Here is a 13,616-nt window from a genome sequence, read left to right as displayed (position 1 = left end):
CCGTATCTCTCCCTGCCTTCCTTCCAACCAGGACCTGAGCGGGCCAGGGGATAGCTCTCTCCTTTCTGGCCCCTGGGCAAGGTCTCCCCTGGTTGGCGCGGATCAGGCCACCCCTCCAGCTAACCAAACCAAAGGATGACCTGCCTGGCCCTGGCTGTGGCTGTCAGACCTTCTGCAGAGGAACCGCGGCCAGATACTGGCACTCGACGTAAGCCTGATACATCCCTGCCGAGCCAGCGTCGAGCGTGGGCTGGTCGTTTGGAGGAATCACCCGTCCGGTGTAGGAATCCGCCGCCGCTTTCTTCAACTGCAGCGCCAGGTCGAGCGCGCTCTGACTGCCTAGTTGCTCGGGAGGAGTCTGTGCCAGCTTAGCGCTATAGGTGCGCATATTCGCTACCCACTGGCGCAGGTCGCCCAAAGCGTTATTGATATGCTGGATATGCTGCAGGAGAGTCCTATCCTGGCCGGCAACCTCCTGGATGTGGCTGATCTCGCTGGCCATCATATCCAGATAGCCTGGTGTAGAAGGCGAGGAGATCAGACCGATGGGGATCTGGAGCAGGGCGGGCTGATTAGCGGGGAGGTCGCCGCTGCTGTGAGCGTAGGCCGTGCCGTCGATCATCGTGATAATGCGGTTTGCCTGACGCCAGGCCAGGCCATAGTCGTGGGGACCTTGCAAATCATCGACGATACTGCCAGCCTTCTCGTTAATGGACTTGATCGTCTCGAACATCTCCACAGCAATACCGACCTTCTCAGGGAGGCCAGGAGCCTGATAGAGCAGGTGCTGCAGGTAGGGAAGAGCGGCGCTGTTCAGGCTTCCCGCGTAGACCTTGGGGCCAGCGGGCGTCTGGGGCTGCTGCTGACCATCCTCCAGAGTAATAAAGAAACCCACGGCAAGCGAGAGCAGATTGGTGTGCTGAGCATCGCCTGGGTAGACCAGCGTCGCTTTGCCGTTGGCGACCGCCAGCTTGCCGAGAGGAAGGACGCGGGAGCCGCTGGCCTGCATCCAGGCGTAGTAGGCCTGGTTGGCTGCCGGCGTAGAGAGGCCCGAGATCTCGATGCGCAGCACATCGGCACGCCCCAGGGCGTCGTCCTGGAAGAAGACGTAGCCGGGCACGCTCGGGGCTGTCGCTGGCCGGCTGTTCGGCTGATTCTGGCGGGGCCAGAGGCTGGCGAAGCTGGCGCCCAGAATAATGATGCAGAGCACAACCCCGCTAATGATGGCGTAGCTGAGAGGAAAGTCCTTGCCGCGTCCTCGGGATGAGACAGCCGGTAAGACCGCCGTTGTTGCTGGCGGCAGAGCGGACGGAGAAGGAAGGGGTGGGAGAGGCTGAGGAAAGCGAGCGGGGGCCTGGGCCGGCAAGGGCGTGCTTGGAGCCGCGCCGCTCTCGGGAGTCACCACCGGGAGGCGCCGCGTCGTCTGAGCGGTGGTGGCAGGGAGCGGGCCGGAGAAGGTGCTGGCTGTCTCCTCCATGCCGTGACCGTCGCGCAGGAACTCGTCGCCTAGCGAGAGCTGGCCGGTAGGCAGCGCCGCACAGGCTTCAGCCACCGCCTCAGCCAGAGCGGAAGCGCTGCGGAAGCGCGTCGCCGGGTCCTTGGCAATGGCGCGCAAAATGACCTCCGAAAGTCCCGGCGGAATGCTGGAATTAATCAGGATGGGGGGAGTAGGCAGCACATTAATATGCTGCATCATCAGCGCGACCGCGCTCTCACTGCGGAAAGGCTGCACCCCAGTGCACAGCTCATATAGGATGACGCCCAGGGAGTAAATATCGCTACGCTCGGTGGGGGGCTGGCCACGAGCCTGCTCGGGAGAGATATAGAGGGCGCTCTGCAAGCTGCTCGTCCCCTTAAAAAGCGTCGCGAGGCCGAAATCGCTGATGCGTGGCTCGCCGATTTTGCTGTGCAAGGCGTGGCGCTGATCCAGCAGAATATTGGAGGGTTTCAGGCCACCGTGAATGATGCCCTGCTGATGAGCGTAATCCAGGGCGGCACCAAGCGCCTTGAAGAGATAGACGAGCGCGGAAATGGGCGGAAAAAGACCCTTACGCAACGTATGCTGGATATAGTCAGCCAGTGTCTCCCCTTCCACATACTCCATCGCCATGCAGGCCGTCGTGCTGTTCGTCTCCGGCAGACGGAGCACCTCGAAGCCGAGCAGCGAAACGATGTTGGGATGGTGCAGGGCGCTCAGCATCTGGCCAGCCTGCTGGAAGCGCGCCAGGAAATTGGGATCGGCCTGGAGATCGCTGTGGAACAGCTTCAGCGCTACCACCTGGTTGCGCTCAAGGTCGTAGGCCATCCAGACCTCGCCCAGGCTGCCACTGCCCAGTTGCTGCTGTAATCCATATTTGCCAATGCGGCGCGGGATGGTGCTCATAGCAACCCCCCTCTGTTCAGGATGGTGGTCGTCCTACAATGCGTCTGCTCTCTCCCTGAGAGAGAACACGATTGACACTGCCGCTCTCCCACATCTGCCTAAATCTCACTTCGCGCAAGATTCGGGTTCGGGTTCAGGACTGTCCTATCCCTCATTTGACTTCCTGGCAGCCGGCGACCTATGACCTATCGCTCGCTCACCCGCCCGCCAACGATCGCGGCATCAAAGATCGGCCAGGACTCTCGAACCGCCAGGCCCACCCGATCCATGTGGCCATCTGGAGAGCCAGATAGCCCAAGTAGGGCACCTTAAGTCTCTTCAGCACTTGCGCCAGGCTGTTCATCGCCGTCTTCTTGTCCTGGAGATGACGCGCCTACCTTCCGGACAGGTCCACTTCCGTACCTCGGGAGCCATCCCATTCAGCAGCCATGCTCACAACCGTGACCGGTCTGGGCCGAAGCAACCTCATCCCATGTGCCGTAAAACCTCCCTCGACCGGATCGGGCCAGACCCTCACTCGCCCCAGAACGGGGTCTCCTTGAACCATCAGATGAGCAATTGGTTGTTCATCGCCCGGCGCATCCCCCGGCTGATTCCTCTACCGTGTGACGCGTAACCTCCCACGAAACGAAGACCACGCCATAGTTTTTCCTGCCGTCTGGCCTGTTCCGCTTGGCCATCGCTGAGACGGCAGCCACACCCCCTCCCTCCCCTGTTCCCTCACCACCTGTATCGACTTCCTCCGGCGCTGGTCCCACCGGGACTTCACTTCGTCAATCCTGTGGTCCAGGGTCTTGAGAAACCGCGAGTCCTGGGTCGCCGTCGCCACCTGCTGGTCCCCGCTCCATAGGCTGAGGTTCTGGTGGTTTAGGTCAAGGGCAATGACCCACCTCACTGACCATCGCGAAGGAACGGCCCGCCCCACCGCGACGACGGGGAACAGCCGTCCTGCTCGCACAATCCGACGCTGGCGAACCTCGCCCGGATCGAACTAAGCGGGCAAGAGTTCCTCCGGTCGGGTGGACGCAGGAACTTGATTCCGTTTGCCCGTCACTTCATCTAGTAGATCCCCAGCGGCAGGGTCAGATCGCGGCCATCCAATCGGGATCCCTTCCACGGCTCGTCATACGACCAACAACAAGAGCCACTTTCCGCTTCCACGACCGGAGCTTTGACCAGTTGACTCGCCCGCCGTGGCAGCCCTTCTGGCATGCCCGGAGCGGAGAGCACCGCTGAGGCGCGGGGCCGCGTTTTTCACCACCGGCGAATGGACTGTCTGCATGATGATCTTCGGCCCATCAGGCACCAGCTCTTCCCAGAAGGTCGCCACTTTCTGGGCAGTTGATGATGACCCCCGCCGTGCCGAAGCGCTTGCAGAGCGGGAACTCCAACTCCGACCTGAAGCGAGGGAGCCGACCACTTTGCCCGGACAGATCCGGCGGGTGAGTCCCGGAAACCCCATTTGTGGGAGGTCAGTCCAGAACCCAGGTCGCAAATCACTTCGTACTGTCGCCCTTCGCGACGCAAAAGGCCTCCAGCATCTCTGGCTGCGTCTTCAAATCCGCTCGCTGGTCGTGGCGGGGTACCCGGACGCAGGCGAGAGAGATCTGCTTTTCCCGTCCCGGTTTCTTGCAAGACCACCCGCGAAGGCTGGCCGCCTCATACCAGCGCGGCGACACCCGCCCGGCGTCCGCTCCATCCGAACCTTTCCTTCCGCTTCCCAGCGGTGCAGCATCTCTGGCGGCACTCCCAGTTCTTTAGCTGCTGTTCCGAGCGAATCCTTCGTATCCGAATTCCAGACAATATGAGTAAAAATATCTAAAATATACCCAGGTTTTATTTAGCAGTTATCGGTCCCTTTTTGTGAGGACAGCCCTGGCCACCCTCCCCACTCAAGCGGAGCGCTCGCAGGCGAGAGTTGCCGCCAGCCAGCCCACTGCCCAGCCATGGTCTTCCCGTGAGTACTATACCAGATGCGGGACAACCATGCAATGAGATCATACCAATGTCTCTGGGTCAGCTTCTTTACAACCTTCACGACAAAATTCTTTTGGATAGGAACGTTGTTATCGATCATAATAATATTTTTGTCTTGCCCTCTTCTGGAAAGCAGCCCGATGTGCCTCATACCCTCATCCAAGAGGGAAGAGGGTAGGCTGGTTGACCCGCTTTTACCTTGCCTGGCAGCTTGCTCTCAGCCGGCAGATCACTGCTAGGCAGTGCTGGTTCTTTGCGATATAATGCCTCTGTCCGTTTAAGAACGACGGGGGCGAGAAGTTAGGGAGATCGTGTGTGCGTCTCAGTCTACAAGATGTCAAGAAACAGGTCTACCGTCGCGGCGGCGAGCGCTATCTGGCGCTGCACTGGCTGCAGCCGGGTGAGTTAGGCCCTGAGATCGCGCGCCTGCTCGCCTACTATGAAGGACTCCTTGGGCAGCCGCGGCGAGCCTTTTCTCTGGACGATGCCCGTGCCTGCATTGGTGACTACCGTCTCGCTGATAGTCTCAGCGCCGTCCTTGGGACCTGGTACACCTGGCTACAGCCGGCCTGGAGCGACGAACTGAAGCGCTTCGCCGCTGGCGAACAAGCCTTGCTGGCTCTCCAGCAAGCGGGCATCTCCTCCCCCGTGCAGCTCCGTCTTGCCCTTTTCGACTATGTCAACAGCAGCTACGACGGTTTCCTGACCGGCAGCGAGCGTTCGGCGGCCCTGACGGCCTTCGCGGCTCGTTTCTCTCTCTCGCTCTCCGAGCTAGAGCGGCTGCTTGTTCTTGATAGTGAAGACGAAGCCTGCCTGGTGCGCCTCAGCGAGAGCGTACCCCAACCCGCCGTCATTCTGGCCCATTACAATCAGGCCATCTTTGAGGCGGCCCTCTCCAGCGCCGCCCGCGTGACTTTTCTGCTTGACTGCCAGGCCCTGAACGGCAACGAACTGGTGGGCATAGGGGCCGTCATCAAGCGCTTCTGCTATCTAGCCCGCCGTCTCGGCGTCTATTACGATCTGGACTACGCCGACGAACTGGCTGGGGAACCTCTCCCTCTCCCCGAGGCGGGACCACCCAGGCACTTGCGTTTGACCTGTTATGGGCCTCAAGAAATAACTGGCCTGCCTCAGCAGTATGGTCAGCGGCTGGCGCGTCTCTGCCGCAGGCTTCTGGAATACGCGCCGTCGGCGGGGACACCTCGGAGAAGGCGCAGCGGCGAGCGCCTGCGCAGAGCTATCGTGGCCGCCGAAGCCCTGGTCTATCTCGGAGAACGGGCCTATCACCTGCCCCTGGACGCCGCCTTGCTCTCCCTGCTCACCCTGCCGGAGGAGCAGGGGGCCACCCAGGCAGCACGGCCTGTCGAGGCGGAGGAGGCTCTCTTTGACAGCGAGCTAGAAAGTGCCTTCGCCGCCGCCTTTCAGGCTCTTGAACGTGCTCCCGGGCAGGGACTGGAGGGCTGGCGTCTGGAGCGTGAGCCTGAGCCGCTCCTGTTGCGAGAGGGCATCTTTATTCCTGATTTCGCTCTTTCACGTGAGCAACAGCGCGTTTACATCGAGATCCTCGGTTTCTGGACACCTGCCTATCGGGAACGTAAAATACAGAAATTGCAACAGTTGCAGGGACGTAGCGACATCGTTCTACTCGTACCACGCGAGGCCCGGGCGGCCTTTGCACCCCTCGAGGGGATCTTTCCCATTCTCAGCTACGAAGGCCAGATAGCTCTTGGCGATCTGTTGCATCTGCTCCGCAGCCGCTACGATGACTTTAGCGCGCGCCTGGCCCTCCTTGACAGCGAGGCAATACGGCAGCAGATCCGTCGCCGGGGCTTCATCCCTGAGCGTGACTGCTATGCCCTGCTGCGTTGCTACCGCCGGGCGGAATTAGAACAGGCGGCAGCGGCTATCAGCGATCAAAGCCTGCACTTTCTCCCCGGCGTTGGTCTCTATACACGGGAGTGGTTTGAACGCTTTGCTTCCTCATTCGTAAAGTGGATAGAAGAACGTGGCCCAACGGCCTGGAGCGCTGTAGCGGCTGAGCTACGCCGGCAGTGGTCATGCCTGGCGGGCTGTGATGAGGCAGCTCTGGAGGCCCTGCTCGAAGAGATTGCAGGAGTGAAGGTTGAGCACGGCTCTATCTTTGAGACGCAGGTCAGCTATGGAAGCGCAAGGGAGGATGCGACCGGAGGTGGAATCTCCCATGGGGAACCTCTACCAGTCGCGGCCCCCGCCCCGGAGGAGCGGCCCGCCCGCGAGCGCAAGCCGCGCCTTCGACCTGCTACGCGTCCGGACAAAGAACGTCGCTCGTCTCCCTCTCAGGAGGCGGCTCAGCCTGATCTCTGGGCCTGAGTAAGGCCCAGCGGCACCATCGTCTCGGTTCTCGGCTTGATAGACAGTAAGAAAAAGCAACAAGGGAACGCTTCTTATTAAGGATAGAGAATGGACGTCAATGAGCTTCTAGGCGTGACGCTTGGCACATGTACACTAGAGCGGATCATTGGACGTGGCGGCATGGGGGCTGTTTTTCTGGCGCAACAGTCACGACCTGTGCGCACAGTAGCTGTCAAAGTGCTGATTCCTTCTCTTAGCTACGATCCCGAGGAGCAGCGCAATTTCTTAGAGCGCTTCCGGCGAGAGGCCGATACCGTTGCTCGCCTAGAACATAAAAACATCCTCCCCATCTACGAGTACGATGAAGCGCTGGTAGGCAACGAGCGCCTGGCCTACCTGGTCATGCCCTACATGCGGGGGGGAACCCTGCGCGATCGCATTGATGAAATGAAACGCGAGGGTCGGCATTTTGACCTGCGCATCATCGTGAGCTACATGAGCCAGCTCGCCGACGCCCTCAATTATGCCCACAACTTCGGCATTGTCCACCGGGATGTCAAGCCAGCGAACCTGCTCTTCCACCTTGATGGGCGCCTGCTCCTAAGTGATTTTGGCATTGTGCGCCTGGAAGCCTTGCCGGCCCTGACCGCCATAGGCGACTTCCTCGGAACCGTCGAGTATGCCTCGCCCGAACAGGTTAGTACCAGCGAGGTTGACCATCGCTCTGACATCTATTCGATGGGGGTGGTGCTCTACGAACTCTTAACGGGGGAAGTCCCCTTTACTGGCACCACTCCTTTTATCGTCATGAACAAGCACCTGAGCGAGCCGGTTCCTCTGCCGCGCCAAAAGCGTCCTGACCTGCCACCGGCGGTTGAGGAAGTTGTTCTCAAGGCCCTGGCCAAGCGTCCCGAAGATCGCTATCAGAGCGCGCTGGAGCTGGCCGCCGCCCTGCGCAGCGCTGTGCTTGGGGCGATCCCCACCCCCGCCTCAGGCGTATTGCGCATCGCTGGCAATGCCGACAACAGCGATCTGACCGTTGCCGAGCCGGTGCGAGAAGCCGTCAGTGAGGCTGTGGGGGCCGGCCAGGTTGGCAGGGCGGGCACCGCTGGCCCGGCTCTGGCCGGCAAGGCCCCCTGGCAACAAGGGCCACAACCCTGGGAGTGGCCTTCGCAGCAGCAGGCTCAGGAGCAGTTGATCTCGTCCGTTTCGCCAGACGAGGAGACGGAGCCAGCTCCGATCTTTCACGAGGGGCGGCGCCTCTTCTACTATAGCCAGATGCTGATCACGTTGGTGGCTCAGTTTCCAATCCTGGCCCTGCTCTATGCCCTCAGCAGCGGCAAGGGGGTTCTGCTCGCCGATCTAGGAGTCTTACTGGCCACAGGGGTCAACCTGCTGGCTCTGGCAGCTCTCGGATTCTGCGGTGTCACCCGCTGCTCGCTGCGCAACGTCGGCGGAGCCATCCGTCGTAGTGGCCTGACCTCCCTGGTAGCCCTGGGGGGGGCGACGCTCCTGGTCGGCCTGACCAACACCACTGCCCCCTGGTTGCCGCTGTTGGCCTATATTCTGCTCTTGGGCAGCAACATCTACGCTGTGCGTCAGCTTGGTCAAGTTGACGTGGCCCATGACCAGGTTGAAGTCGCCCCTGTTCACTGGCGGGCCGCTGCCGAGGCGGCTCTTACCGGACTTCTGCCCCTCACTATCATCTTGATCCTGACTCTGGCCACCTCGGCTCAGCACCTCTTCCCCTCTCATCTGCTCAATATGCTTGGTTTGCTGCTCATCGCGCTTGTGGCCGCCCCAACGCCAGGAGCGGTGGTAGCCATCGAGACGCGCAGGCTCTCAACGGCCTCCTTCATACGTACGGCGGCCTGTGCCGGCCTCTTCATGTTTGTGGCCGCCTTCCTGTTGGCCGCGGCCTGGGGGCTACTCGTCGCACGAGGGAGCTGGTTCTTTGCCCAGTTCAATCCCGTCTGGATCGCCTTGCTGCTTTGGGCGGCCCTGCTGGCCCTGATTGGTACCCTGCGCGGCTTGCTCGATGCCTATCTCTACCTGCGGATCACCCAGCACAACCGCTGAAACTGGCGCCGTCCGTGCTCTTCCCCCCTCTCGTGGGCCCTCAACATCGACAGGCATGGCTTGACGAAGATGGCCCCGTAGGGTATACTGTCCCCCACAGACTAGAACAAAATTTCTAATCTCCGACTCAGGAGCCTACGCGCAAGCAAGCAAGAAAGGAAGCAGGTGACAGCTTGAAGCCGAGCCATCTTCGACGAGGAGCAGAGGCTCTCCCTCTCAGTCAGCGCCCGCTCAAGGGCGAAGAGCTGGCGAGCACGAGCGAGAGCCAGGAAGAAGAAGAGGAAGGGGAATACTGGAAAGAGGCGCGTCCTACCAGTGTGGTTCGCCGCTATCAGGGGTTAGCCGACGTGAGGACCGAGCTGGGACGAGCGCGCGCCGATGTCCTGGCCGAAAGTGGGGTAGTCAGCGCGCGAGGTGACGTCACTCCCCGACAGGGTGCGAGAGGGACAGCCATGCCAGCCCGTCGCCGCGCCAGCGAGCGTCAGCCCTCGGTAGGATCAGGTGTGACGGTCAGGGGGCGGGAGCGGCGTACCGAAGAGCCATTGCCGATGGCGCAGCCATCGCAGCAGAGCGGAAGAGGCTATCGCTGGCTGATGTGGCTGGGCTTCTTCTGGCTGGCGATGGTCGTCGGCTGGGTTGTCCTCTCAGCTCTCACGGGCTGGTGGCAGACCACTCTCGACGACTGGCGTTACGGGCGCCCTCGGACCTTCCAGATCGATGCGGCAGTCGGACACGGCGATTCCGCCGCCAACCCAAGCCATTTCATAGCTTTGAATCTGAATCGCCACGTAGAGATCATCGAGTTTCCCGGTGGAGACGCCACCAAGGCCCGCATCTATGTGGGGCCGGTGCTGGTTGGACCAGGGCAGGACCTGACTCCCGTGACGCTCAGCTTCCAGGATTTGAACGGCGATGGCAGGCCCGATATGGTCGTGACCATTGAGGACAGCCACTTTTTCTTTATCAACGAGAACGGCACCTTTCGCCCTGCCCGGCCTGGTGAACGGCTCACGTTCCCGTCTTCCTGACGGAACAAGGCTGGCAGCGGCTATGGTCCTATGGTCAGTACGGGATCTGGATCCTCACCGGGAGAGGGCTGGCCGAGCCAAAGCCCTCTCTCCCAGCAGTAGGTCACCGCTGTGCCTGGCCCTTCCCGGCGCCCCTGCCCGCCGCTCACGCTGGCAAGCTCACCGGCTCTGCCCGGCACGGCTCGGATCAGCCATCGCGCTGCGACTGGCTGGCTACTCCCGCGGCTTGCAGCGCCTGTGGCTGCCGGCGCTGGCGATGCAGCTGCAGGAACTCAGGTAGAACGCTGGCCTGGGGGGCAGCGCTGGATTCGACGGCAGATGGGACGCGGTAGGCGCCTCCTTCAGTCTCCCCTCTATTCGACGGCTCTGGACGCAAGGCAAGGATAGCAAAAATGATTATCCAGGAAATGAGTAGTATCAGAAGTGTCCAATATATAATAGTCTGGCTTAGAACAATAGCGAGACCGCTCATGGGCACATCCCTTAGAGATTTGGATACACTGACATTGTCGTAGACGATAACCAGACGACAGGTTAACGATAGCTAGACCAAGGTACCGCTGTAACCGTTGGCTGCACTCTTCGAGGGTCTCGAGCGAACAAAGGCGGGCCGGCTCTGCCCTGTCCGACGTTGTGGCTTCTTCTCCCTTCTGGATGATAGACTATAGCGAAGCAACCGACCGTACAGACTCCCCAAGGTTTACAAACGTATCCTGCCCAAAAAAGTTACGTTGGAGGGGAGTCTTTTTCTCCCCTTGATGGGCGGCTCTGGAGGTGGCAGCTTTTGCCCGGACCCACGGCTCAGACAGACAAACAAGAGTCGTGGCTCCGGCCCAGGCTGCGGAGAAGGGGAGGCCATCCTGTCTGCCTCTGCTTCTCTGACGAGCAAGCGTGATTGTCTGTCATCCTTTTTAGTAAAAAGATAGACCTGGCGAAAAGCACAGCTCTGACGAGTCGAGTGGGGCGAGAAGATCTCTTCCCTGCTTGTGTTCCTCATGGGAGAGGAGCATAATAGAGGCGGGCAATTCCGGCGGTAGCCGGTCTGAGACAGAACGGGCTGACCCTGGCAAGGAGGGAGCGCATGCAGCGTATCAACTGGCAGCGTGTACGTGACATTCTCATCAGCATTGTCTGTATCTGTATACTGGGCTGGTTAGGGTGGAGCATTTCTGGCCTCTTCCTGCATGCCCTGGTCCTGCTCTTGCTGGCGATGGCCATAGCCTTTCTGGTCTCTCCGCTTGTCGACAAGCTCCAGCGCTCTGGTCTTCCGCGTTCGCTTGCCACGCTGCTCGTCTACGCGGTGGTATTGGTAGTAGTTGGCAGCCTCTTCTACGCCCTCCTGTTTGCCCTCATCCGTCAGGCGCAGACCTTCTCGGTAACCATCCAGAACTATGCCTATCAGCTCCCTGAGCTTTCGGCCAAGCTGCAGAAGTTTCTGGTCGACCAGGGCATTCCCCAGGAAAAGATCGACAGCGTGCTGACCCAGATCGAGATGCAGGCGACCGACTTCGCGCGTTCGCTTGTCAACAACATCGTGGGCTTCCTCTTCACGCTCACCGATCTCATCGTCAACGTCGTCCTGGTGACGGTGCTCAGCTTCTATCTGACCCTGGATGGCAAGCGTATCCGCGATAGTCTCTTCCAGGTAGTGCCTCGGCGCTGGCTGCCGCATCTGCTCCTCTTTGAGGACGCACTCAACCGTGTCGTCGGAAACTATATTCGCGGTCAGTTGACGCTGGCGGTCATCATTGGGGTCCTGGCAGGGCTGGGCTGCGCCACCCCCTGGTTAGGACTTAGAGACTATGCCCTGATCGTGGGGGCGCTGGCCTTCCTCTTTGAGACCATTCCGATGGTAGGCCCGGCTCTGGCCTCGCTGCCGGCGGTGGCCATCTCCCTCCTCTTGCCAGAGCCTTTTCCACGTACCTTTGTGGTCGTCGGCTACTTCGTTATCATCCAGATCATCGAGAGCAATGTTCTGGGTCCGCGCATTGTGGGCCATGCGGTAGGGCTGCACCCGGTGGCCTCGATTCTGGCTTTGATCATAGGGGCCCAGCTCTTTGGGGCCTTTGGCGCCCTGATCGCCACGCCGATTGTGGCCGCCGCCTGGGTTGTGGTGACCAGTATCTACCGCTCGCTGGTCAAAGGAGAGAGCGCCGAGCAGATCTTGACCCCGCGCCGTCAGCCCTGGGTGCTGCGCCGGCGCCGCTCTCCGCAGCAACCCTTGCCAGCTAACGAAGGCCAGGCGGCCCGCGCACGTCGCCTGCTGGGGGAAATAGCGGGTCAGGGGGTGAACCGTGTCAGCGCCGCTCCGGCCATCAAGAAGGGGATCGACCTGGAAGAGAAGATCGAGCAGCTCGACCTTCTGCGCCCCTTCCCCGAGCCGCAGGAACAGCGCCACACGGTTGTTCAGGGTGAGCAACAGGAGCAGGATGAACCCGTCGAACGCTAGCAGGGCTGGCTTAGCCAAGCGCCCCAAAAGCCTTGCGAATGGCGTCCTCGCCTTCTGGACTCACCAGGGCGAAGATCTCATCGTCTTCCTGGATCACGGTCTCAGCGTTGGGAATGATGGGCTGGTTGTTGCGCACGATCAGGGCCAGGTTGCTGTTGCGCGGCAGGTTGATCTCGCGTAGGGTCTTGCCGATCGTGGGCGACTCCGCGGGAATACGCAGTTCGACGAAGTCGAGGCCCGCTCTACGTAGCTTCATGAGCGGTACAAAGCGCGTGGTTGGTATCTCCGCCTCAATGAGGGAGAGAATGGCCTTGGTTGGGCTAACGGTGATATCGATGCCGAGTTTCTGAAAGATCTTTTCATGCTTGGGATTGTTGAGCCGGGCGATGGTGCGGTTGACGTTGAAGCGTCGCTTTGCCATCTGACAGATGACCAGGTTGTCATCGTCTTCGCCGGTGACGGCGATGACCACATCCGCACGCTTGGCACCGGCATCTTCCATGACGCGCGCTTCGCAGGCATCGCCGCGTACAACGGCCTCTCCCAGCTCTTCGCTCAGAGCCTGGTAGCGCGCGGCGTCCTTCTCAAGGAGGAGGACCTCGTGTCCCTGGCTTAGGAGCGTTTTGGTGAGGTAGTAGCCAATGTCGCCACCGCCTCCGATGATGATATACATAGAGCTATCCTCTATTGTTTCTCGTCTTGTTGCGCTGCCTGTGCCGCTGCAGTCTCGCCGAGAAGCGCCTCGGCCAGCAGCTGGGCCCCTATCGTCGTGGGACAGAAGGTTTCCAGTCCCAGCTCGTGATAGGTGCGTTCCCGGATCGGATCGTAGATACGGCAGACGACCTTTTTGACGTGGAAGATTTCCTTGGCGATCTGGCTCGCCATAATGTTGCGATTATCGCCATTCGTGACTGCCGCGAAGGCGTCGGCCTCCTTGATACCGGCGCGGATCAGGATATCCTCATCGACGCCATTGCCCAGAATGGTCTCGCCCTTGAAGTCGGGGTCGAGACGCTGGAAGGCCTCGCTGCTATAGTCGATGACCGAGACCTGGTGACCCGCGCGATCCATCATATTGGCCAGCGTTGCGCCAACGCGGCCACAGCCGAGGATCACTATTTTCACCTGTTGCCTCCTGATCTGCGGTGAGGGCAGGCGATCCCTCCCGCCAGTAGTGCCAGCTTGAGCCTGGCTTGCTGATTGTCTGACTGCCCACCTATCGGCTTGTGAGCAGGTGTGCACCGGGTGGAAACCCACCAGACGATATTATATCATTGCTGTGCCAGCCCGTACGCCCTTCTCCTGTTAAGCTGTCTTGTGCCAGCGCCGCCCCGGCTCGGGGAGCGGACGAGTGAGGGATCTGTGATGT

Annotated in this window: 8 protein-coding genes; 4 read left to right on the top strand and 4 right to left on the bottom strand. The window is 60.7% G+C overall.

The annotated features are described in order from the left end of the window. Positions 1-163: 163 nt before the first annotated feature. Positions 164-2,383, bottom strand: coding sequence for a serine/threonine protein kinase (locus ACFMO7_RS14555; protein WP_376796213.1), 2,220 nt, complete (start codon positions 2,381-2,383; stop codon positions 164-166). Between the two features lie 1,555 nt (positions 2,384-3,938). Further along, complete coding sequence (locus ACFMO7_RS14550; protein ID WP_376796276.1) at positions 3,939-4,187, bottom strand: MerR family DNA-binding transcriptional regulator; 249 nt, start codon at positions 4,185-4,187, stop codon at positions 3,939-3,941. Positions 4,188-4,675: 488 nt separating this feature from the next. On the opposite strand from ACFMO7_RS14550, the gene ACFMO7_RS14545 reads away from it, so the two are divergent. From ACFMO7_RS14545 to ACFMO7_RS14530, 4 genes are all read left to right on the top strand, one after another. After that, positions 4,676-6,709 (top strand): DUF790 family protein, encoded by a 2,034-nt coding sequence (locus ACFMO7_RS14545; protein ID WP_376796212.1) that lies wholly within the window; start codon positions 4,676-4,678, stop codon positions 6,707-6,709. 90 nt (positions 6,710-6,799) lie between these two features. Beyond that, complete coding sequence (locus tag ACFMO7_RS14540) at positions 6,800-8,770, top strand: serine/threonine-protein kinase (RefSeq protein ID WP_376796211.1); 1,971 nt, start codon at positions 6,800-6,802, stop codon at positions 8,768-8,770. 173 nt (positions 8,771-8,943) lie between these two features. Continuing rightward, entirely contained in the window at positions 8,944-9,798 is an 855-nt protein-coding gene (locus ACFMO7_RS14535) for an FG-GAP repeat domain-containing protein (protein WP_376796210.1), read from the top strand. A 1,081-nt stretch (positions 9,799-10,879) separates the two neighbouring features. Further along, complete coding sequence (locus tag ACFMO7_RS14530) at positions 10,880-12,247, top strand: AI-2E family transporter (protein ID WP_376796209.1); 1,368 nt, start codon at positions 10,880-10,882, stop codon at positions 12,245-12,247. Between the two features lie 10 nt (positions 12,248-12,257). Here ACFMO7_RS14530 and ACFMO7_RS14525 read toward each other — a convergent pair whose 3' ends face one another. Further along, positions 12,258-12,920, bottom strand: coding sequence for a potassium channel family protein (locus ACFMO7_RS14525; protein WP_376796208.1), 663 nt, complete (start codon positions 12,918-12,920; stop codon positions 12,258-12,260). 11 nt (positions 12,921-12,931) lie between these two features. Beyond that, entirely contained in the window at positions 12,932-13,489 is a 558-nt protein-coding gene (locus ACFMO7_RS14520) for a potassium channel family protein (RefSeq protein WP_376796207.1), read from the bottom strand. Positions 13,490-13,616 lie beyond the last annotated feature (127 nt).

Source organism: Thermogemmatispora sp. (assembly GCF_042408735.1).
Taxonomy (GTDB): domain Bacteria; phylum Chloroflexota; class Ktedonobacteria; order Ktedonobacterales; family Ktedonobacteraceae; genus Thermogemmatispora.
The sequence above is the reverse complement of the archived record's forward strand: the minus strand, read 5'-3'. Positions and strand labels throughout refer to the sequence as shown.